The organism is Streptomyces sp. Tu 3180, assembly GCF_009852415.1.
Classification (GTDB): Bacteria; Actinomycetota; Actinomycetes; order Streptomycetales; family Streptomycetaceae; genus Streptomyces.
The window spans coordinates 1,677,536-1,698,709 of sequence record NZ_WOXS01000002.1 but is presented as its reverse complement, the minus strand read 5'-3'; the positions used below and the strand labels follow the sequence as shown (position 1 = coordinate 1,698,709).

19 protein-coding genes and 1 pseudogene are annotated in these 21,174 nt (G+C 72.0%); 19 read left to right on the top strand and 1 reads right to left on the bottom strand.

The features are described from left to right. Positions 1–5: 5 nt before the first annotated feature. From ruvX to nusB, 11 genes and pseudogenes are all read left to right on the top strand, one after another. The gene (gene ruvX, locus GL259_RS08475) at positions 6–470 is read left to right on the top strand and encodes a Holliday junction resolvase RuvX (RefSeq protein WP_159530718.1); all 465 of its coding nucleotides are present in this window, start codon (positions 6–8) and stop codon (positions 468–470) included. A 126-nt stretch (positions 471–596) separates the two neighbouring features. After that, complete coding sequence (gene mltG / locus GL259_RS08470) at positions 597–2,240, top strand: endolytic transglycosylase MltG (RefSeq protein ID WP_159530716.1); 1,644 nt, start codon at positions 597–599, stop codon at positions 2,238–2,240. After that, the gene (locus GL259_RS08465) at positions 2,230–3,066 is read left to right on the top strand and encodes a shikimate dehydrogenase (protein ID WP_159530714.1); all 837 of its coding nucleotides are present in this window, start codon (positions 2,230–2,232) and stop codon (positions 3,064–3,066) included. The genes mltG and GL259_RS08465 overlap by 11 nt, the downstream gene beginning before the upstream one ends. Positions 3,067–3,115: 49 nt before the next feature. Continuing rightward, the gene (locus GL259_RS08460) at positions 3,116–3,487 is read left to right on the top strand and encodes a hypothetical protein (protein ID WP_159530712.1); all 372 of its coding nucleotides are present in this window, start codon (positions 3,116–3,118) and stop codon (positions 3,485–3,487) included. Between the two features lie 182 nt (positions 3,488–3,669). Beyond that, positions 3,670–4,854, top strand: a complete 1,185-nt coding sequence (gene aroC / locus GL259_RS08455; protein WP_159530710.1) for a chorismate synthase — start codon at positions 3,670–3,672, stop codon at positions 4,852–4,854. Next, complete coding sequence (locus GL259_RS08450) at positions 4,851–5,366, top strand: shikimate kinase (protein ID WP_159530708.1); 516 nt, start codon at positions 4,851–4,853, stop codon at positions 5,364–5,366. The genes aroC and GL259_RS08450 overlap by 4 nt, the downstream gene beginning before the upstream one ends. Further along, entirely contained in the window at positions 5,363–6,457 is a 1,095-nt protein-coding gene (aroB, locus tag GL259_RS08445; protein WP_159530706.1) for a 3-dehydroquinate synthase, read from the top strand. The genes GL259_RS08450 and aroB overlap by 4 nt, the downstream gene beginning before the upstream one ends. Before the next feature lie 293 nt (positions 6,458–6,750). Further along, a complete protein-coding gene (locus tag GL259_RS08440) occupies positions 6,751–7,602 on the top strand; it encodes a Pro-rich N-terminal domain-containing protein (protein WP_159530704.1) in 852 nt (283 codons plus the stop codon). Between the two features lie 348 nt (positions 7,603–7,950). Further along, positions 7,951–9,056, top strand: a pseudogene (locus GL259_RS08435) (aminopeptidase P family protein). Positions 9,057–9,118: 62 nt separating this feature from the next. Then, positions 9,119–9,685: an elongation factor P gene (gene efp / locus GL259_RS08430; protein ID WP_006131211.1), complete on the top strand. Its 567-nt coding sequence runs from the start codon at positions 9,119–9,121 to the stop codon at positions 9,683–9,685. A gap of 2 nt (positions 9,686–9,687) precedes the next feature. After that, positions 9,688–10,122 carry a transcription antitermination factor NusB gene (nusB, locus tag GL259_RS08425; protein WP_159530702.1) on the top strand — a complete coding sequence of 145 codons (435 nt, stop codon included), beginning with the start codon at positions 9,688–9,690 and terminating at the stop codon, positions 10,120–10,122. A 184-nt stretch (positions 10,123–10,306) separates the two neighbouring features. Here nusB and bldD read toward each other — a convergent pair whose 3' ends face one another. After that, entirely contained in the window at positions 10,307–10,810 is a 504-nt protein-coding gene (gene bldD / locus GL259_RS08420) for a transcriptional regulator BldD (RefSeq protein WP_018570201.1), read from the bottom strand. Between the two features lie 263 nt (positions 10,811–11,073). Here bldD and pyrR point away from each other — a divergent pair, with 263 nt between their 5' ends. The 8 genes from pyrR to pyrF all read left to right on the top strand — a co-directional run bounded on the left by pyrR (position 11,074) and on the right by pyrF (position 21,055). Then, a complete protein-coding gene (gene pyrR / locus GL259_RS08415) occupies positions 11,074–11,631 on the top strand; it encodes a bifunctional pyr operon transcriptional regulator/uracil phosphoribosyltransferase PyrR (RefSeq protein ID WP_004990663.1) in 558 nt (185 codons plus the stop codon). Positions 11,632–11,733: 102 nt separating this feature from the next. Then, positions 11,734–12,762, top strand: a complete 1,029-nt coding sequence (locus tag GL259_RS08410; protein ID WP_159530700.1) for an aspartate carbamoyltransferase catalytic subunit — start codon at positions 11,734–11,736, stop codon at positions 12,760–12,762. Positions 12,763–12,767: 5 nt separating this feature from the next. After that, positions 12,768–14,054 carry a dihydroorotase gene (locus tag GL259_RS08405; RefSeq protein ID WP_159530698.1) on the top strand — a complete coding sequence of 429 codons (1,287 nt, stop codon included), beginning with the start codon at positions 12,768–12,770 and terminating at the stop codon, positions 14,052–14,054. After that, positions 14,051–14,611, top strand: coding sequence for a hypothetical protein (locus tag GL259_RS08400; protein WP_159530696.1), 561 nt, complete (start codon positions 14,051–14,053; stop codon positions 14,609–14,611). The genes GL259_RS08405 and GL259_RS08400 overlap by 4 nt, the downstream gene beginning before the upstream one ends. Continuing rightward, complete coding sequence (gene carA, locus GL259_RS08395; RefSeq protein ID WP_159530694.1) at positions 14,608–15,750, top strand: glutamine-hydrolyzing carbamoyl-phosphate synthase small subunit; 1,143 nt, start codon at positions 14,608–14,610, stop codon at positions 15,748–15,750. The genes GL259_RS08400 and carA overlap by 4 nt, the downstream gene beginning before the upstream one ends. Then, a complete protein-coding gene (carB, locus tag GL259_RS08390; RefSeq protein WP_159530692.1) occupies positions 15,743–19,051 on the top strand; it encodes a carbamoyl-phosphate synthase large subunit in 3,309 nt (1,102 codons plus the stop codon). Before carA ends, carB begins: the two co-directional genes overlap by 8 nt. A 55-nt stretch (positions 19,052–19,106) precedes the next feature. After that, positions 19,107–20,213, top strand: coding sequence for a quinone-dependent dihydroorotate dehydrogenase (locus tag GL259_RS08385; RefSeq protein WP_159530690.1), 1,107 nt, complete (start codon positions 19,107–19,109; stop codon positions 20,211–20,213). Continuing rightward, positions 20,210–21,055: an orotidine-5'-phosphate decarboxylase gene (gene pyrF, locus GL259_RS08380; RefSeq protein ID WP_159530688.1), complete on the top strand. Its 846-nt coding sequence runs from the start codon at positions 20,210–20,212 to the stop codon at positions 21,053–21,055. Before GL259_RS08385 ends, pyrF begins: the two co-directional genes overlap by 4 nt. Positions 21,056–21,174 lie beyond the last annotated feature (119 nt).

Genomic DNA, 21,174 nt, shown 5'->3' with positions numbered 1-21,174 from the left:
AAACGATGCGCAGAGGACGTCGTCTCGCGATCGACGTCGGGGACGCCCGGATCGGGGTCGCCTCGTGCGACCCCGACGGGATCCTCGCCACCCCGGTCGAGACCGTCCCCGGCCGGGACGTCCCGGCCGCCCACCGGCGGCTGAAGCAGCTCGTCGAGGAGTACGAGCCGATCGAGGTCGTCGTCGGCCTCCCTCGCTCCCTCAAGGGGGGCGAGGGTCCGGCCGCGGCCAAGGTCCGCGGCTTCGCCCAGGAACTGGCCCGCGTGATCGCGCCCCTTCCGGTGCGGCTCGTGGACGAACGCATGACCACGGTGACGGCGAGCCAGGGGCTGCGGGCCTCGGGGGTGAAGTCCAGGAAGGGACGGTCCGTCATCGATCAGGCGGCCGCTGTGATCATCCTCCAGCAGGCACTGGAATCCGAACGGGTGTCAGACGAACCACCCGGCGAGGGCGTCGAAGTGGTCATCTGATCGCGATACGGTAACGTTCCGCGCGATGCGGTGGCATTCGAACAGCCTCCGCACAGAGAGAGGCGGGACGGAAGCCGGGGTCGTCAGGCGGCCGGGTGACCGCCCCCTCGCGGCTCTAGGGGATCGATGACTGAGTATGGCCGGGGCCAAGGCTCCGAACCGTGGCATCCGGACGATCCGTTGTACGGAGACGGCGGATGGGGAGGACAGCAGGCCGGGCAGCAGGACCGGCAGTCCCCCTACGGCGGCCAGCCGCAGCATTACCCGCAGCAGCCGCACGCCCAGCAGCAGTACGGCGACTGGGGCGCCGCCGAGCAGGACGGTTACCCCCAGCCGCAGCAGTACCCGCAGCACGACCAGCAGTACCCCCCTCAGCAGCAGTACGACACCGGCGGCTGGCAGACCGGCGCCCACCCGCAGGACCCGTACGCCGCCGGCCCGGCGGACCCGTACGGGCAGCAGACCGGGGCGTACGGCGGGGAGCAGGCCGACCCCTACAGCACCCCCGACGCCTATCCGCCGCCGGCGCCCGGCCGCCGGCGTGCCGAACCCGAGCCGCAGACCGACTGGGACCCGGGCCCCGACCAGGGCGAACACGCCTTCTTCGCGGGCGGCGGCGACGACGGTGACGGCCGGGACGGCGAGCCGGGCGACCGCCGCGGGCGCGGCGAGCGCCGGGGCCGCAGCGGCAAGGAGAAGAAGCGGCGCAACGGCTTCGCCTGCCTCGTGGTGGTCATGGTCTTCGGCGGCGGCATCGCCGGAATCGGATATTTCGGGTACCAGTTCTACCAGGATCGTTTCGGCAGCGCCCCGGACTTCGCGGGGGACGGCAACGGCCAGCAGGTCACCGTCACGATCCCCAAGGGCGCCGGCGGGTACGCCATCGGCCAGGTGCTCAAGGAAGAAGGCGTGGTCAAGAGCGTCGACGCCTTCGTCGCGGCCCAGCAGAGCAACCCCCAGGGCAAGACGATCCAGGACGGCGTCTACACGCTGGAGAAGGAGATGTCGGCCGCCAGCGCCGTCGAGCTGATGCTCAGCCCGAAGAGCCGCAACAACCTGATCATCGCCGAGGGCAAGCGCAACGTCGACATCTACAAGCTCATCGACAAGCGCCTCAAGGTGAAGGAAGGCACCACCGCCGAGGTCGCCGAGACCGAGTGGAAGAACCTCGGCCTGCCCGAATGGGCGATGAACCACGAGAACGTCAAGGACCCGCTGGAGGGCTTCCTCTTCCCGTCGAGCTACGGCGTGACCAAGGGGCAGAAGCCCGAGGACGTGCTGAGGAAGATGGTGGAGCAGGCCGTCGCCAAGTACGAGGCACTGGACTTCGAGGAGAAGGCGGAGAGCCTCGGTCTCGAAGGGCCGTGGGAGCTGGTGACGGTCGCCAGCCTGGTGCAGGCCGAGGGCAAGACCCACGACGACTTCCGCAAGATGTCCGAGGTCGTCTACAACCGGCTCAAGCCCACCAACACCGAGACCAACCAGCTGCTCCAGTTCGACTCGACCTTCAACTACCTGCAGGGCGAGAGCAACATCCACATCAGCGAGTCCGAGATCAACAGCAACCAGGACCCGTACAACACCTACACCAACAAGGGCCTGCCGCCCGGACCCATCGGCAACCCCGGCGAAGAGGCCCTGCGGGCTGCGCTGGACCCCACGGAGGACGGCTGGATCTACTTCGTGGCCACCGACGGCGTGAACAAGACCGAGTTCGCCAAGACGCACGACGACTTCCTGAAGCTGAAGGAAAAGTTCAATGCCAGTTAGGGCCGGGGCGCAGCGGGCGGCCGTGCTCGGCTCCCCGATCGCCCACTCCCTCTCCCCGGTGCTGCACCGCGCCGCCTACGCGGAGCTGGGACTCGGGGGCTGGACGTACGACCGCTTCGAGATCGACGAGAAGGCACTGCCCGGGTTCTTCGAGACGCTCGGTCCCGAGTGGGCGGGGCTGTCGCTGACCATGCCCCTGAAGCGGGCCGTGATCCCGCTGCTGGACTCGGTCAGCGACACCGCCGCCTCGGTCGACGCGGTCAACACCGTCGTCCTCACCCGGGACGGCCGCCGGACCGGCGACAACACCGACATCCCCGGCATGGTCGCCGCCCTGCGCGAGCACGGCATCGACGCGGTGGACACCGCCGCGATCCTCGGCGCGGGCGCCACCGCCTCCTCCGCGCTCGCCGCACTCGCGCGGATCTGCACGGGCGAGATCGCCGTCTACGTCCGCAGCGAGGCCCGCGCCGCCGAGATGCGGCAGTGGGCCGAGCGGCTCGGCGCGACGGTGCGCATCGCGGACTGGGACGACGCCGAGCAGGCCCTGCACGCCCCGCTGGTGGTCGCCACGACCCCGGCGGGTGTCACCGACGGCCTCGCCCGGGCGGTCCCGGAACGCCCCGCGGCCCTCTTCGACGTGCTCTACGACCCGTGGCCGACCGCCCTCGCGGCCCGCTGGTCGGCGTACGGCGGTGCCGTGGTCGGCGGGCTCGACCTGCTGGTGCACCAGGCCGTGCTCCAGGTCGAGCAGATGACGGGGCGGGCACCGGCCCCGCTGGAGGCCATGCGAAAAGCGGGCGAGCAGGCCCTGGCCACCCGCTAGGATCCCCCCGGTTCCGCAGGGGGCGGAACCGGGGAGGGGAACGCGTTCCATGTCCGCAGCCATGCCGTCGGCGTCGGTGAAGTCCCAGGTGTTCGAGTCCGTGCTGGGCTTCCTGCCCGACTGGGTGCAGATCACGGTGCTGGTCCTGATCGTGCTCGCCGTGGTGGCGTCCTGGGCGATCAGGATCAGGCGCAGGACCGCGCACCGGCGTGCCGTCCGCGCGGGCCGGCCGGTCCACGCGGCGGCCGGGTACGGGCAGGGGAGCGGAGCCGACCACCTCGGTCCGTACGCCCCCCGGCCGCAGGGGAGCGGAGCCGACCACCTGGGGCAGTACGCGCCGCCGCGGCAGCAGCCGAGCGGAGCCGACTTCCTCGGCGCCCACGCGCCCCGGCAGCAGCGACAGGGCGACGGCCCGGCCTGACTCCCCGGCCGTCCGGCCCGTGCCCCCGCCCGTCCGCCTGATGGACCGGCGGCCTGATCCGCGGCCCGGACGTGGGAGGATCGGAGGTGGCGGACCGGGGCCGCGCACCCCGTCACGCCGCAGCCGTACGCGAGGAGACGCGTACGCAGGCAGTACCGGGGCGCGAGCACGGAGGAGCACCGTTGAGCAGGTTGCGCTGGCTGACCGCGGGGGAGTCCCACGGTCCCGCACTCGTCGCGACGCTGGAGGGTCTTCCCGCCGGCGTGCCGATCACCACGCGGATGGTGGCGGACCACCTGGCGAGGCGGCGGCTGGGCTACGGGCGCGGTGCCCGGATGAAGTTCGAGCAGGACGAGGTCACCTTCCTCGGCGGTGTCCGGCACGGCCTCACGCTCGGCTCTCCGGTCGCGATCATGGTGGGCAACACCGAGTGGCCGAAGTGGGAGCAGGTCATGGCGGCCGACCCGGTCGACCCGGAGGTGCTGGCCGGCCTGGCGCGCAACGCCCCGCTGACCCGCCCCCGCCCCGGCCACGCCGACCTGGCCGGCATGCAGAAGTACGGCTTCGACGAGGCCCGGCCGGTCCTGGAGCGCGCCTCGGCCCGCGAGACCGCGGCCCGGGTGGCGCTGGGCGCGGTGGCCCGGTCGTACCTGAAGGAGACCGCCGGCATCGAGATCGTCAGCCACGTCGTCGAACTGGCCGCGGCGAAGGCGCCGTACGGCGTGTACCCGACCCCGGCCGACGTGGTGAAGCTGGACGCGGACCCGGTGCGCTGCCTGGACGCGGACGCCTCGAAGGCGATGGTGGCGGAGATCGACCAGGCCCACAAGGACGGCGACACCCTCGGCGGTGTGGTGGAGGTGCTGGCGTACGGCGTGCCGGTCGGGCTCGGCTCGCACGTGCACTGGGACCGGCGTCTGGACGCCCGGCTCGCCGCCGCGCTGATGGGCATCCAGGCGATCAAGGGCGTCGAGGTCGGTGACGGCTTCGACCTGGCGCGGGTGCCCGGCTCCCGGGCGCACGACGAGATCGTCGCCACCGGCGAGGGCATCAAGCGCGCCTCGGGCCGTTCCGGCGGCACCGAGGGCGGGCTGACCACCGGTGAGCTGCTGCGGGTGCGGGCGGCGATGAAGCCGATCGCGACCGTGCCGCGGGCGCTGAGGACCGTGGACGTCGCCACCGGCGAGGAGGCCGCGGCGCACCACCAGCGCTCGGACGTGTGCGCCGTGCCGGCCGCCGGCATCGTCGCCGAGGCGATGGTCGCCCTCGTCCTCGCGGACGCGGTGGCGGAGAAGTTCGGCGGCGACAGCGTCACCGAGACCCGCCGCAACGTGACGGCGTACCTCGAGAACCTGGCCATCCGATGACCCCACCGCTGATCGTGCTGGTCGGCCCGATGGGCGTGGGCAAGTCCACCGTCGGGCGGCTGATGGCCGAGCGGCTGGGCGTTGGCTACCGGGACACCGACGACGACATCGTCGCCGGTGAGGGCCGCAGCATCGCCGACATCTTCGTCGACGAGGGCGAGGGCGCCTTCCGGGCGATCGAGAAGCGGGCGGTGCGCACCGCGCTCACCGCGCACGACGGTGTCCTGGCGCTGGGCGGCGGCGCGATCCTCGACGCCGACACCCGCGCGCTGCTCGCCGGGCAGCGGGTCGTCTACCTGTCGATGGACGTCGAGGAGGCGGTCAGGCGCACCGGCCTCAACACCGCCCGGCCGCTGCTCGCGGTCAACCCGCGCAGGCAGTGGCGCGAGCTGATGGAGGCCCGGCGGCACCTGTACGAGGAGGTCGCCACGGCCGTCGTGCCCACGGACGGCCGCACCCCCGAAGAGGTCACCGAAGCCGCCCTGGACGCACTGGAGTTGAAGGAAAGATGAGCAGCGAGGCAGTGACCCGGATCCCCGTCGGCGGCACGGCGGGCACCGAGCCCTACGAGGTGCTGGTGGGCCGTCAGCTCCTGGGCGAGCTGGCCGGGCTGATCGGCACCAGGGCCAAGCGGGTGGCGATCGTGCACCCCGAGGCGCTGGCCGAGACCGGCGACGCGCTCCGCGCCGACCTGGCCGAGCAGGGCTACGAGGCGATCGCCGTCCAGGTGCCCAACGCGGAGGAGGCCAAGACCGCCGAGGTCGCCGCCTACTGCTGGAAGGCGCTGGGCCAGTCCGGGTTCACCCGCACCGACGTCATCGTCGGCGTGGGCGGCGGCGCGACCACCGACCTGGCCGGGTTCGTGGCCGCCACCTGGCTGCGCGGCGTGCGCTGGATCGCCGTCCCGACCACCGTGCTGGCCATGGTGGACGCGGCCGTCGGCGGCAAGACCGGCATCAACACCGCCGAGGGCAAGAACCTGGTGGGGGCCTTCCACCCGCCCGCCGGCGTGCTGTGCGACCTGGCCGCGCTGGACTCCCTCCCGGTCAACGACTACGTCTCGGGGCTGGCGGAGGTCATCAAGGCCGGCTTCATCGCCGACCCCGTGATCCTGGACCTCATCGAGGCCGACCCGCAGGCCGCCCGCACCCCGGCCGGCCCGCACACCGCCGAGCTCATCGAGCGGTCCATCCGGGTCAAGGCCGACGTGGTCTCCTCCGACCTGAAGGAGTCGGGCCTCAGGGAGATCCTCAACTACGGCCACACGCTGGGCCACGCCATCGAGAAGAACGAGCGCTACAAGTGGCGTCACGGCGCGGCGGTGTCGGTGGGCATGCACTTCGCCGCCGAACTGGGCCGCCTGGCGGGCCGTCTCGACGACGCGACCGCGGACCGCCACCGCACGATCCTCGAGGCGGTCGGCCTGCCGCTGCACTACCGCTACGACCAGTGGCCCAAGCTGCTGGAGACCATGAAGGTCGACAAGAAGTCCCGCGGCGACCTGCTGCGCTTCATCGTCCTCGACGGCCTCGCCAAGCCCACCGTGCTGGAGGGACCGGACCCGGCCGTCCTGCTCGCCGCGTACGGCGAGGTGGGGGAGTAGCCCGGGAGTCCCCGTGCGCCCGGCGCGCCGGTCACCGGCGCGTCGCGGCGGGCACTCCTGACCGCTCCCGGTCGTTCACACAACGACGACAGGGGGCGGTACCGTTCGGTGGCACGCGGGGTACCCCCCTGCTGTCAGCGCCCATCGCCCGCGGCGAGTGAGCCGAAGGGACGCGCCGGTGTCGAGGGGGCGAGCGCGCAGGCCCGAGGGCCGAGCGCGCTCGCCCCCTCGACACCGGCTGAAGCGCCCCGGAGGCGGACCGAGCCCAGAAGAACGAGACGGAGTGGCACCGGATGCAGCACGCAGTGGGTTCACCGCTGCCGCCGCCCCATCAGCCGGGGCACGGACCGGCCGCCGGCTGGTCACCGGCCGCACACCACCCGGGAGCGCACCAGGGACCCGCTCCCGTGCCGCCTCCGGCACCGGGTTATCCCGCGCCTCCGCCCGGGCCCACCCCGCCCCCCGCGGGCCCGCGGCACGCCTCGATGCCCCCGCCGCCGGACACCACCGGCCACGTGCCGCTGCCGCCCGGCGGCCCGGTCGCCATGCCCAGCGCCCCGCAGGCCGCCGCTCCCCCCGACCCGGCCGCCACGACCATCGCCGTGCTGCTCATCGGACCCGCGGGCGCCGGGAAGACCAGCGTGGCCAAGTACTGGGCGGACCACCGCCGGGTCCCCACCGCGCACATCAGCCTCGACGACGTGCGCGAGTGGGTGCGTTCGGGCTTCGCCGACCCGCAGTCGGGGTGGAACGACAACTCCGAGGCCCAGTACCGCCTGGCCCGCCGCACCTGCGGCTTCGCCGCGCGCAACTTCCTCGCCAACGGCATCTCGTGCATCCTCGACGACGCCGTCTTCCCCGACCGCCCGGTCGTCGGCCTCGGCGGCTGGAAGCGGCACGTGGGTCCCGGTCTGCTGCCGGTCGTCCTCCTGCCGGGCCTGGACATCGTCCTGGAACGCAACGCGGAACGCTCCGGCAACCGCCGCCTCGGCGACGAGGAGGTCGCCCGCATCCACGGCCGCATGGCCGGCTGGTACGGCTCGGGGCTCCCGATCATCGACAACTCCCAGCTCGACATACCGGAAACGGCCCGAATACTGGACGACGTCCTGGCGAGGGCCATCGCGAGCCCGCCGCAGTGGTGAGAGGGGCCCCTCCCCGGCATCCGCCGCCGACGCCGACCGCACGGGCGTGACCTCCTCCGCCGGCGCGGTGCGGCCGGCGGCCGGGCACCGGGACCGCCGCCCGCGGCACCGGGACCGCCGCCCGCGGCACCGGGATCCCCGTCCGCGCGCCCCGCGGCGCCCCGGCGTCCCGAGGCGCCACCGCCGCACGACGCGTCCATGACGGCGGGGCGCACCGCACGGCGGCCCGTGCCGCGCGGCGCACGACCCGCGCCACACGCCCCGCGGTTCCCGGGGCACCGCCGGAGCCCGACGCCCACTCGGACGTCTCGACCGGCGGTATCCGGCCACCGCTCATAGGCTCGGGTCATGTCAGAGGTGTACGCGGTCCGCCGGACGCGGGTACGGGAATGCTGCAACGCGGGCGGCAGCGCGGCGGCGCTGGTGTCCCGGCCCGCCAATGTGCGCTACCTCGCGGGTACCGCCCCCGAGGACGCCGTGCTGCTGCTGGGCAGGACCGAGGACGTGCTGGTGTGCGCCGGTCCGCCCGACGACCGGGCACCGCAGGCCCGGCCCGACGAGGCGCTGCGCGTGCACGTCGTGCCCGGGACCGGCGGTGACGCCGCCGTCGCGGCGGCCGCTCTCGCCGCCGCCCAGGGCGCCGACTCCCTCGCCGTCGAGGAGCACCACCTCACCGTGACCCGGCACCGCGCCGTCCGCTCGGCCGCCCCCGGGCTGCGCCTGGCGGGCGTCGGCTGCGCGGTCGAACAGCTCCGGGTGGTGAAGGACGAGGAGGAGATCTCCTGTCTGCGCATCGGCGCGGAGATCGCCGACCAGGCCCTCGGCGAGCTGCTGGAGTCCATCCTGGTCGGCCGCACCGAACGTCACCTCGCCCTGGAGCTGGAGCGCCGCCTCGTCGACCACGGCGCCGACGGCCCCGCCTTCCCCACCTCCGTGGCCACCGGCCCGAACGCCGGGCGGCCGGGCCACCGGCCCACCGACCGCCGGGTCGAGGAGGGCGACTTCCTCTCCGTCTGCCTCGGCGCCACCTACCGGGGCTACCGCTGCGAGATCGGCCGCACCTTCGTCATCGGCACGGCCCCGCGGACTGGCAGATAGAGCTGTACGACCTCGTCTTCTCCGCCCAGCGCGCCGGGCGGGAGTCCCTGGTGCCGGGCGCCGCCTGCCGCGACGTGGACCGCGCGGCACGCCAGGTGCTGGACTCCGCGGGGTACGCCGACGCCCTCCCCGTCCTCACGGGGCACGGCGTCGGACTCGAAATCGACGAGGACCCTCGGCTGACCCCTGCGGCCATGGGTAAACTGGACGCTTGCGTGCCGGTCACCGTCGAACCGGGGGTCCACCTCCCGGGCCGGGGTGGTGTCCGGATCGATGACACGCTCGTCGTACGCCCCGAGGCGGACGGCGGACCCGAGCTACTCACCATCACGACCAAGGAGCTGCTCGCGCTCTAGCCTCGCGCTGTGCGCCGCCCCGGGGTCGTCCACGTCAGTCCAGTCCAGGAGATTCCTCAACCGTGGCTTCCACGAACGACCTCAAGAACGGCATGGTGCTCAAGCTCGAAGGCGGCCAGCTCTGGTCCGTCGTCGAGTTCCAGCACGTCAAGCCCGGCAAGGGCCCGGCCTTCGTGCGCACCAAGCTCAAGAACGTGCTCTCCGGCAAGGTCGTCGACAAGACCTTCAACGCAGGCGTCAAGGTCGAAACGGCCACCGTCGACAAGCGGGACATGCAGTTCTCCTACATGGACGGCGACTACTTCGTCTTCATGGACATGGAGACCTACGACCAGCTCATGGTCGACCGGAAGGCCGTCGGCGACGCCGCCAACTTCCTCGTCGAGGGCTTCACGGCCACCGTGGCCCAGCACGAGGGCGAGGTGCTCTTCGTCGAGCTGCCCGCCGCCGTCGAGCTGACCATCCAGGAGACCGAGCCGGGCGTCCAGGGCGACCGCTCCACCGGTGGCACCAAGCCCGCCACGCTGGAGACCGGCCACCAGATCCAGGTCCCGCTCTTCATCACCACCGGTGAGAAGATCAAGGTCGACACCCGCACCAGCGACTACCTCGGCCGGGTGAACAGCTAACCGTGGCTGCCCGCAACACGGCCCGCAAGCGCGCCTTCCAGATCCTCTTCGAGGGCGACCAGCGCGACGCCGACGTCCTGACGGTCCTCGCGGACTGGATCCGGCACTCCCGGACCGACACCCGGCAGCCGCCGGTGAGCGAGTACACGATGCAGCTGGTCGAGGGCTACGCGGAGCACGCGCGCCGCATCGACGAACTGATCGGCCAGTACTCGGTCGGCTGGACGCTCGACCGGATGCCGGTCGTCGACCGCAGCATCCTGCGTCTCGGCGCCTACGAGCTGATCTGGGTCGACGAGACCCCGGACGCCGTCGTCCTCGACGAGATGGTGCAGCTGGCGAAGGAGTTCTCCACGGACGAGTCGCCCTCGTTCGTCAACGGCCTGCTCGGCCGGCTCAAGGAGCTCAAGCCGTCGCTGCGCCGCGACGAGGTCTGACGGGCTCGGGGACGGATGCGCCGGAGGGCCCGCAGCGTGAGTCGCTGCGGGCCCTCCGGCGCATCGTGCTCCCCGGTGAACCGGGACGCCCGTCAAGCGCCGCCGGGGTGGCCGGACCGTGCAGGTCCGGCCACCCCGGCGGTACGTTTCTGCTCGTCTGCTCGATGTGCGGAGCGCCGTGCGCTCAGGCCTCCTCGTGGGAGGCCACCGCGCGCCGCGCGTCCGCGTCCAGGACGCCCCAGCTGATCAGCTGTTCGGTGAGGACCGAGGGCGACTGGTCGTAGATGACGGCGAGGGTGCGCAGGTCGTCCTGGCGGATCGAGAGCACCTTGCCGTTGTAGTCGCCGCGCTGGGACTGGATCGTCGCCGCGTAGCGCTGCAGCGGGCCCGCCTTCTCGGCCGGCACCGTGGCCAGCCGCTCCAGGTCCAGGACCAGCTTCGGCGGCGGCTCGGCGGCGCCTCCCGGGGTGGTGCCCGGCAGCAGCTCCTGCACCGGAACGCCGTAGAAGTCCGCCAGCTCCGCGAGGCGCTGCACGGTCACGGCGCGGTCGCCGCGCTCGTACGAACCGACCACGACCGCCTTCCAGCGGCCCTGGGACTTCTCCTCGACACCGTGGAGGGAAAGGCCCTGCTGGGTGCGGATCGCCCGGAGCTTGGCCCCGAGCTGTTTGGCGTATTCGCTGGACATATAGCTCCCCGGCACTGTGTCGACGCGACTGGTTGGGTTTCCATGCCGCGCGGCTGGTAACTCACTGTGAGGTTACGCAGCGTTACTCTCATGCGTCAAGCCGAATGGTCCACGCCGACTCTTCCGTGGTAGCGAAGGTCGGTTACGCCATAAGGGTGATCGGGGGTGTCGTTCCGCCCGGACGGCGACCTGATAGCCTGAGTCACGCAATCCGACGTCCTTTAAGGTCCGTCCCGTGAGGCGGAGAAGGAGGTCCGTTTCACATGGACACGCAGTCCGATGCGCGGCCCGTTCTCGAGGGTCCCGACATCGCGCGGGTGCTGACCCGCATCGCCCACGAGATCGTCGAACGCGCCAAAGGCGCCGACGACGTGGTGCTCCTCGGCATTCCGACCCGAGGCGTCTTCCTCGCCCAGCGGCTCGCCGCCAAGCTCGAGCAGATCACCGAGCGCAAGGTCCCGGTCGGCTCGCTCGACATCACCATGTACCGCGACGACCTGCGGATGCACCCGCCGCGTGCGCTGGCCCGCACCGAGATCCCCGGTGACGGCATCGACGGCCGCCTGGTCGTCCTCGTCGACGACGTGCTCTTCTCCGGCCGCACCATCCGCGCCGCCCTCGACGCGCTGAACGACATCGGGCGTCCCCGCGCGGTGCAGCTCGCGGTCCTCGTCGACCGCGGCCACCGCGAACTGCCCATCCGCGCCGACTACGTCGGCAAGAACCTCCCCACGTCGCTGCGGGAGACGGTCAAGGTCCTGCTCGCCGAGGAGGACGGTCGCGACACCGTCCTGCTCGGTGCGAAGCAGACCGCCCAGTAGCACATCGGGCGCACGTCGACGGCGTGCGCCGGCTCGGCACGCCCTCGCGCGTACCCGTCTGCCCGATTTCGCCTCAATGAACTGCCCTACGGAGCCTGACAGATGCAGCGTCATCTCATCTCGGCCGCCGACCTCACCCGCGACGACGCCGTCCTGATCCTCGACACCGCCGAGGAGATGGCCCGGGTCGCCGACCGGCCGATCAAGAAACTGCCGACCCTGCGCGGCCGGACCGTCGTCAACCTCTTCTTCGAGGACTCGACGAGGACCCGGATCTCCTTCGAGGCCGCCGAGAAGCGGCTGTCCGCGGACGTCATCAACTTCACCGCCAAGGGCTCCAGCGTCTCCAAGGGCGAGTCCCTCAAGGACACCGCCCAGACCCTGGAGGCCATGGGCGTCGACGCCGTGGTCATCCGGCACGGCGCCTCCGGCGCCCCGTACCGCCTGGCCACCTCCGGCTGGATCGACGCCGCCGTCATCAACGCCGGCGACGGCACCCACCAGCACCCCACCCAGGCCCTGCTCGACGCCTTCACCATGCGGCGCCGGCTCGTCGGCCGGGACGCCGGGCTCGGCCAGGACCTCTCCGGCCGGCGCATCACCATCGTCGGCGACGTCCTGCACAGCCGGGTCGCCCGCTCCAACGTCGACCTGCTGCACACCCTCGGCGCCGAAGTGACCCTGGTCGCCCCGCCGACCCTGCTGCCGGTCGGCGTCGGGTCCTGGCCCTGCGAGGTGTCCTACGACCTCGACAGCAACCTGCCCAAGTCCGACGCGGTGATGATGCTGCGCGTCCAGCGCGAGCGGATGAACGCCGCGTTCTTCCCCACCGAGCGCGAGTACTCACGGCGCTACGGCCTCGACGGCGACCGCATGGCGCGGATGCCCGAGCACGCCGTCGTGATGCACCCCGGCCCGATGGTCCGCGGCATGGAGATCACCGCCGAGGTCGCCGACTCCGACCGGTGCACCGTCGTCGAGCAGGTCACCAACGGCGTCTCCATCCGGATGGCCGTCCTCTACCTGCTGCTGGGCGGCAACGAACCGGCGCTCACCCGGACCCGCCCGTCCGCCGCCCACCCTTCCGACGAGCAGTCCGCACCCACCCCTTCCGCGGCCGAGGAGAAGTAAGAACGATGAGCAAGATCCTGATCCGCGGTGCGAAGGTGCTCGGCGGGGACCCGCAGGACGTCCTGATCGACGGCGCGACGATCGCCCGGGTCGGCACCGGGCTCCCGGCGGAGGGCGCCGAGGTCGTCGAGGCCGGCGGCAAGGTGCTGCTGCCGGGCCTGGTCGACCTGCACACCCACCTGCGCGAGCCCGGCCGCGAGGACTCCGAGACCGTGCTGACCGGCACCCGCGCGGCGGCGAGCGGCGGCTACACCGCCGTGTTCGCCATGGCCAACACCTTCCCGGTCGCCGACACCGCCGGCGTCGTCGAGCAGGTCTGGCGGCTCGGCCGCGAGCACGGCTACTGCGACGTGCGGCCCGTCGGCGCCGTCACCGTCGGCCTGGAGGGGCGCAAGCTCGCCGAGCTGGGCGCCATGCACGAGTCCGCGGCCGGCGTCACCGTCTTCTCCGACGACGGCAAGTGCGTGCACGACGCCGTGATCATGCGCCGGGCGCTGGAGTACGTGAAGGCCTTCGACGGCGTCGTCGCCCAGCACGCGCAGGAGCCGCGGCTGACCGAGGGCGCCGAGATGAACGAGGGCGTCGTCTCCGCCGAGCTGGGGCTCGGGGGCTGGCCGGCCGTCGCCGAGGAGTCGATCATCGCCCGGGACGTGCTGCTCGCCGAGCACGTCGGCTCCCGCGTCCACATCTGCCACCTGTCCACGGCGGGCAGCGTCGAGATCGTCCGCTGGGCCAAGTCCCGCGGCATCCGCGTCACCGCCGAGGTCACCCCGCACCACCTGCTCCTCACCGACGAGCTGGTGCGCACCTACAACCCGGTCTACAAGGTCAACCCGCCGCTGCGCACCGAGCGGGACGTGAGGGCGCTGCGCGAGGCGCTCGCCGACGGCACGATCGACATCGTCGCCACCGACCACGCCCCGCACCCGCACGAGGACAAGGACTGCGAGTGGGCCGCCGCCGCCATGGGCATGGTCGGCCTGGAGACCGCGCTGTCGGTGGTCCAGGAGACCATGGTCGACACGGGCCTGCTGGACTGGGCCGGCGTCGCCGACCGCATGTCCTTCACGCCCGCGCGGATCGGCCGCGCCGAGGGCCACGGCCGGCCCGTCTCGGCAGGTGAGCCCGCCAACCTCACCCTCGTCGACACGGCATACCGTGGTCCCGTGGACCCCGCGGGCTTCGCCTCGCGCAGCCGCAACACCCCGTACGAGGGCCGCGAGCTGCCGGGCCGTGTCACGCACACCTGGCTCCGGGGCAAGGCCACGCTCGTCGACGGGAAGCTCACGTGACACCTGTAATCCTGCTGGCCGCCGAGAAGGAATCGGCGGAAGTGACCGACTGGGCCGCCCGGATCGGCTGGGTCCTCGGACTCGCCCTCTTCGTCGCGCTCGTCTACTGGCTGATGCGCGAGGGCTGGAAGTGGCGCGGCACGCTCCAGGGCGACCTGCCCGAGCTGCACAGCGCGCCGGACGACCCCGGCCCGGCGAAACTGAGCATGAGCGGCCGCTACCACGGCTCCACCACCGCCGGACAGTGGCTCGACCGCATCGTGGCGCACGGCCTGGGCACCCGCAGCCGGGCGGAGCTGACGCTCACCGAGGCGGGACTGGACGTCGTACGGCCCGGAGCGGACGACTTCTTCGTCCCGGCCCACGCGCTGCGCGGCGCCCGGCTCGACAAGGGCATCGCCGGCAAGGTCCTCACCGAGGGCGGGCTGCTGGTCGTCACCTGGGCGCACGGCGAGCGGCTGATCGACTCCGGCTTCCGCTCCGACCGGGCGGCCGAGCACAACGAGTGGGTCGACACCCTGAACCAGATGATCTCCAAGACGGAAGGCGCACGATGACAACCTCCACCAGGGGAACCACCAGGGTTCCCGCCGTTCTCGTCCTGGAGGACGGCCGGACCTTCCGCGGCCGTGCCTACGGGGCGGTGGGGGAGACCTTCGGCGAAGCGGTGTTCTCCACCGGCATGACCGGCTACCAGGAGACCCTCACCGACCCGTCGTACCACCGCCAGGTCGTGGTGATGACCGCCCCGCACGTCGGCAACACCGGCGTCAACGACGAGGACGCGGAGTCGAAGCGGATCTGGGTCTCCGGCTACGTGGTGCGCGACCCCGCACGCGTGCCGTCCAGCTGGCGCTCCCGCCGCTCGCTGGACGAGGAGCTCGCCGCGCAGGGCGTCGTCGGCATCAGCGGCGTCGACACCCGGGCGCTCACCCGGCACCTGCGCGAGCGCGGCGCCATGCGCGTCGGCATCTTCAGCGGCGACGCCGTGCGCGACGACGCCACGCTGCTCGCCCGCGTCCGGGAGGCGCCCGAGATGAAGGGCGCCGACCTGTCCGCCGAGGTCGCCACCACCGAGCCGTACGTCGTCCCCGCGATCGGCGAGAAGAAGTTCACCGTCGCCGCCGTCGACCTCGGCATCAAGGGCATGACCCCGCAGCGCATGGCCGAACGCGGCATCGAGGTCCACGTGCTGCCGGCCACGGCGACCGTGGACGACGTCTACGCCGTGAACCCCGACGGCGTGTTCTTCTCCAACGGCCCCGGCGACCCCGCCACCGCCGACCACCCGGTCTCCGTGATGCGGGGCGTGCTGGAGCGCGGCACCCCGCTGTTCGGCATCTGCTTCGGCAACCAGATCCTCGGCCGCGCCCTCGGCTTCGGCACCTTCAAGCTGAAGTACGGCCACCGCGGCATCAACCAGCCGGTGCAGGACCGCACGACCGGCAAGGTCGAGGTCACCGCGCACAACCACGGCTTCGCCGTCGACGCCCCGCTCGACAAGGTCTCCGACACCCCCTTCGGCCGCGCCGAGGTCTCCCACGTGTGCCTGAACGACGACGTGGTGGAGGGCCTCAGGCTGCTCGACCGGCCGGCCTTCAGCGTCCAGTACCACCCCGAAGCGGCAGCGGGCCCGCACGACGCCGCCTACCTGTTCGACCGCTTCGTTTCCCTGATGGAGGGCCAGCGTGCCTAAGCGCACCGATATCCAGTCCGTCCTGGTCATCGGCTCCGGCCCGATCGTCATCGGCCAGGCCGCCGAGTTCGACTACTCCGGCACCCAGGCGTGCCGCGTCCTCAAGGCCGAGGGCCTGCGCGTCATCCTGGTCAACTCCAACCCGGCGACGATCATGACCGACCCGGAGATCGCCGACGCCACCTACGTCGAGCCGATCACCCCCGAGTTCGTCGAGAAGATCATCGCCAAGGAGCGGCCCGACGCGCTGCTGCCCACCCTGGGCGGCCAGACGGCCCTGAACACCGCGATCTCGCTGCACGAGAACGGCGTCCTGGAGAAGTACGGCGTCGAGCTGATCGGCGCCAACGTGGAGGCCATCCACAAGGGCGAGGACCGCGACCAGTTCAAGCTGGTCGTCGAGGAGGTCCGCAGGAAGATCGGGCACGGCGAGTCCGCCCGCTCGGTCATCTGCCACTCCATGGACGACGTGCTCGCCGGCGTCGAGGAGCTCGGCGGCTACCCGGTCGTCGTCCGCCCGTCCTTCACCATGGGCGGCGCCGGCTCCGGCTTCGCGCACGACGAGGACGAACTGCGCCGCATCGCCGGCCAGGGCCTCACCCTCTCGCCGACCACCGAGGTGCTCCTGGAGGAGTCCATCCTCGGCTGGAAGGAGTACGAGCTGGAGCTGATGCGCGACAAGCACGACAACGTGGTGGTCGTCTGCTCCATCGAGAACTTCGACCCCATGGGCGTGCACACCGGTGACTCCATCACCGTCGCCCCGGCGATGACCCTCACCGACCGCGAGTACCAGATCCTGCGCGACATCGGCATCGCGGTCATCCGCGAGGTCGGCGTGGACACCGGCGGCTGCAACATCCAGTTCGCGGTGAACCCCGAGGACGGCCGCGTCATCGTCATCGAGATGAACCCGCGCGTGTCGCGCTCCTCGGCGCTCGCGTCCAAGGCGACCGGCTTCCCGATCGCCAAGATCGCCGCCAAGCTCGCCGTCGGCTACACCCTCGACGAGATCCCGAACGACATCACGCAGGAGACCCCGGCCTCCTTCGAGCCGACCCTCGACTACGTGGTCGTCAAGGCACCCCGGTTCGCCTTCGAGAAGTTCCCCTCCGCCGACTCCACGCTGACCACCACCATGAAGTCGGTCGGCGAGGCCATGGCCATCGGCCGCAACTTCACCGAGGCCTTCCAGAAGGCGCTGCGCTCGCTGGAGAAGAAGGGCAGCCAGTTCACCTTCGTCGGCGAGCCCGGCGACAAGGACGAGCTGCTGCGCGAGGCGGTCCGCCCGACCGACGGCCGCGTCAACACCGTGATGCAGGCCATCCGCGCGGGCGCCACCCCCGAGGAGGTCTTCGCGTACACGAAGATCGACCCCTGGTTCGTCGACCAGCTCTTCCTCATCAAGGAGATCGCCGACGAACTGGCCGAGGCACCCGAGCTGACCGCCGACCTGCTCGCCGAGGCCAAGCGGCACGGCTTCTCCGACCAGCAGATCGGCGAGATCCGCGGCCTGCGCGAGGACGTCGTCCGCGAGGTCCGCCAGGCGCTCGGCATCCGCCCGGTCTACAAGACGGTCGACACCTGCGCCGCCGAGTTCGCCGCGAGGACCCCGTACTTCTACTCCTCCTACGACGAGGAGACCGAGGTCGCGCCCCGCGAGAAGCCGGCCGTCATCATCCTGGGCTCCGGCCCGAACCGCATCGGCCAGGGCATCGAGTTCGACTACTCCTGCGTCCACGCCTCCTTCGCGCTGAGCGACGCGGGCTACGAGACGGTGATGGTCAACTGCAACCCGGAGACCGTCTCCACCGACTACGACACCTCCGACCGGCTGTACTTCGAGCCGCTCACCCTGGAGGACGTCCTGGAGATCGTCCACGCCGAGCAGCAGGCGGGACCGGTCGCCGGCGTCGTCGTCCAGCTCGGCGGCCAGACCCCGCTCGGCCTGTCGCAGGCGCTCAAGGACAACGGCGTGCCGATCGTCGGCACCTCCCCGGAGGCCATCCACGCCGCCGAGGACCGCGGCGCCTTCGGACAGGTCCTCAAGGAGGCCGGCCTGCCGGCCCCCAAGCACGGCACCGCCACCACCTTCGCCGAGGCCAAGGCCATCGCCGACGAGATCGGCTACCCGGTCCTCGTGAGGCCGTCCTACGTGCTCGGCGGGCGCGGCATGGAAATCGTCTACGACGAGGCCCGGCTGGAGGCGTACATCGCCGAGTCGACCGAGATCAGCCCCTCCCGGCCGGTCCTGGTCGACCGCTTCCTCGACGACGCCGTCGAGATCGACGTCGACGCCCTCTACGACGGCGAGGAGCTCTACCTCGGCGGCGTCATGGAGCACATCGAGGAGGCCGGCATCCACTCCGGCGACTCGGCGTGCGCCCTGCCCCCGATCACCCTCGGCGGCTTCGACATCAAGCGCCTGCGCGCCTCCACGGAGGCCATCGCGCGCGGTGTCGGGGTGCGCGGCCTGATCAACATCCAGTTCGCGCTGTCCGGGGACATCCTCTACGTCCTGGAGGCCAACCCGCGCGCCTCGCGCACCGTCCCCTTCACCTCGAAGGCGACCGCGGTGCCGCTGGCCAAGGCCGCCGCCCGCATCTCGCTGGGCGCCACCGTCGCCGAGCTGCGCGCCGAGGGACTGCTCCCGGCGCACGGCGACGGCGGCGAGCTGCCCCTGGACGCGCCGATCTCCGTCAAGGAGGCCGTGATGCCGTGGTCGCGCTTCCGCGACATCCACGGCCGCGGCGTGGACACGGTCCTCGGCCCGGAGATGCGCTCCACCGGCGAGGTCATGGGCATCGACTCCGTCTTCGGCACGGCCTACGCCAAGTCGCAGTCCGGCGCCTACGGGCCGCTGCCGACCAAGGGACGCGCCTTCATCTCGGTCGCCAACCGGGACAAGCGCTCGATGATCTTCCCGGCGCGCGAGCTGGTGGCGCACGGCTTCGAGCTGCTCGCCACCTCCGGCACCGCCGAGGTCCTCAAGCGCAACGGCATCAACGCCACGGTCGTGCGCAAGCAGTCCGAGGGCACCGGACCGAACGGCGAGAAGACCATCGTCCAGCTCATCCACGACGGCGAGGTCGACCTCATCGTCAACACCCCGTACGGCACCGGCGGCCGCCTCGACGGCTACGACATCCGTACGGCCGCCGTGGCCCGCTCCGTGCCCTGCCTGACGACGGTCCAGGCGCTCGCCGCCGCGGTCCAGGGCATCGACGCCCTGGGACGCGGGGACGTGAGCGTCCGTTCGCTCCAGGAACACGCGCAGCACCTGACCGCGGCCCGCGACTAGCAGCCGGCGAGGGGGACACCGGAAACGGTGTCCCCCTCTTCACGAGGACACAGGCATGTACAAGTACTTCTTCTCTCTGGTGTTCAAACGGATGGACCCGGAGCAGGCCCATCACCTCGCCTTCCGCTGGATCCGTCTCGTCGCGCGCGTCCCCGTCCTGCGCACCCTCGTCGCCGCCGTGCTCGCGCCGCGCCACGAGGAACTGCGCACCGAGGCCCTCGGGCTGCGCCTGCACAGCCCCTTCGGGCTCGCCGCCGGCTTCGACAAGAACGCCGTCGGCATCGACGGCATGGCGATGCTCGGCTTCGACCACGTCGAGATCGGCACGGTGACCGGGGAGCCGCAGCCCGGCAACCCGAGGAAGCGGCTGTTCCGGCTGGTGGCGGACCGGGCGCTGATCAACCGCATGGGCTTCAACAACGAGGGCTCGCTGGCCGTCGCCGCCCGCCTGGCCTCCCGCACGCCCGTCTTCAGGACGGTCGTCGGCGTCAACATCGGCAAGACCAAGGCCGTGCCGGAGGCCGAGGCCGTCGCGGACTACGTGAAGTCCGCCGAGCGGCTGGCACCGTACGCGGACTACCTGGTGGTCAACGTCTCCTCGCCGAACACGCCCGGCCTGCGCGACCTCCAGGCCGTCGACCACCTGCGCCCGCTGCTGACCGCGGTCCGCGAGGCCGCCGACCGCACCTCCTCCGCACGTCGGGTGCCGCTGCTGGTGAAGATCGCCCCGGACCTCGCCGACGAGGACGTCGACGCGGTCGCCGACCTGGCCGTGGAGCTCGGTCTGGACGGGATCATCGCCACGAACACCACCGTCGCGCGCGCGGGACTCGGTCTGCGGTCCGACCCCGCCACCGTCCAGGAGACCGGCGGCCTGTCCGGCGCACCCCTGAAGGCACGCTCCCTGGAGGTGCTGCGCCGCCTGTACGCGCGCGTGGGCGACCGGATCACGCTGGTCGGCGTCGGCGGCATCGAGAGCGCCGAGGACGCCTGGCAGCGCATCCTGGCCGGAGCCACCCTGGTCCAGGGCTACAGCGCGTTCGTCTACGAGGGCCCCTTCTGGGCCCGCACCCTCCACAAGGGGCTCGCCGCGCGCCTGCGCACCAGCCCGTACGCAACGCTCGCCGACGCGGTGGGCGCCGACGTGAGGACAACGGCATGAGTGGTCCGCAACCCTTCGGCGCGCGACTGCGCCGGGCCATGGACGAGCGCGGCCCGCTGTGCGTGGGCATCGACCCGCACGCCTCCCTGCTCACCGAGTGGGGCCTGAACGACGACGTGGCGGGCCTGGAGCGGTTCAGCCGCACGGTCGTCGAGGCGGTCGCCGGCCGGGTCGCCGTGCTCAAGCCGCAGAGCGCCTTCTTCGAGCGTTTCGGCTCGCGCGGCGTCGCCGTCCTGGAGAAGACGGTCCGGGAGGCGCGGGCGGCCGGGGCGCTGGTCGTCATGGACGCCAAGCGCGGCGACATCGGCTCCACCATGGCCGCCTACGCCGAGTCCTTCCTGCACGAGGACGCGCCCCTGTTCTCCGACGCGCTCACCGTCTCGCCGTACCTCGGCTACGGCTCGCTGAGCCCGGCCGTGGCGCTGGCCCGGGAGAGCGGCACGGGACTGTTCGTGCTGGCGCTGACCTCCAACCCGGAGGGCGGCGAGGTGCAGCACGCGATCCGTCCCGACGGGCGCACCGTCGGGGCCACCGTGCTCGGGCACCTGGCCCTGGAGAACGCGGGGGAGGAGCCCCTGGGGTCCTTCGGCGCGGTGGTCGGGGCGACGCTCGGCGACCTGTCCTCGTACGACCTGGACATGGGCGGCCCGATCCTCGCCCCCGGCATCGGCGCCCAGGGGGCCACGGCGGCCGATCTCCCGGCGGTCTTCGGACGCGCGGTGCGCAACGTCGTGCCGAACGTCAGCCGGGGTGTGTTGCGTCACGGTCCCGACGTCGTCGCGCTGCGTGACGCCGCGGACCGCTTCGCGGAGGAGATCCGCACCGCCGTGACGCCGGCCTGAACCGGCCGGCGGGGGATTCCGTGCTCCCCGGACCCTGGATACATGCTCAAATCAGAGGCAGTATGTCTTAAATGTCCGGCCTGACGGAGGCTGACCAGGACTTTTCCGCTGTTCTCGCT

Bases quoted from the DNA above. Each gene is read 5' to 3' on its own strand.
- ruvX (WP_159530718.1), top strand. From the start codon at position 6: ATGCGCAGAGGACGTCGTCTCGCGATCGACGTCGGGGACGCCCGGATC.
- mltG (WP_159530716.1), top strand. From the start codon at position 597: ATGACTGAGTATGGCCGGGGCCAAGGCTCCGAACCGTGGCATCCGGAC.
- GL259_RS08465 (WP_159530714.1), top strand. From the start codon at position 2,230: ATGCCAGTTAGGGCCGGGGCGCAGCGGGCGGCCGTGCTCGGCTCCCCG.
- GL259_RS08460 (WP_159530712.1), top strand. From the start codon at position 3,116: ATGTCCGCAGCCATGCCGTCGGCGTCGGTGAAGTCCCAGGTGTTCGAG.
- GL259_RS08450 (WP_159530708.1), top strand. From the start codon at position 4,851: ATGACCCCACCGCTGATCGTGCTGGTCGGCCCGATGGGCGTGGGCAAG.
- aroB (WP_159530706.1), top strand. From the start codon at position 5,363: ATGAGCAGCGAGGCAGTGACCCGGATCCCCGTCGGCGGCACGGCGGGC.
- GL259_RS08440 (WP_159530704.1), top strand. From the start codon at position 6,751: ATGCAGCACGCAGTGGGTTCACCGCTGCCGCCGCCCCATCAGCCGGGG.
- bldD (WP_018570201.1), bottom strand. From the start codon at position 10,810: ATGTCCAGCGAATACGCCAAACAGCTCGGGGCCAAGCTCCGGGCGATC.
- pyrR (WP_004990663.1), top strand. From the start codon at position 11,074: ATGGACACGCAGTCCGATGCGCGGCCCGTTCTCGAGGGTCCCGACATC.
- GL259_RS08410 (WP_159530700.1), top strand. From the start codon at position 11,734: ATGCAGCGTCATCTCATCTCGGCCGCCGACCTCACCCGCGACGACGCC.
- GL259_RS08405 (WP_159530698.1), top strand. From the start codon at position 12,768: ATGAGCAAGATCCTGATCCGCGGTGCGAAGGTGCTCGGCGGGGACCCG.
- carA (WP_159530694.1), top strand. From the start codon at position 14,608: ATGACAACCTCCACCAGGGGAACCACCAGGGTTCCCGCCGTTCTCGTC.
- GL259_RS08385 (WP_159530690.1), top strand. From the start codon at position 19,107: ATGTACAAGTACTTCTTCTCTCTGGTGTTCAAACGGATGGACCCGGAG.
- pyrF (WP_159530688.1), top strand. From the start codon at position 20,210: ATGAGTGGTCCGCAACCCTTCGGCGCGCGACTGCGCCGGGCCATGGAC.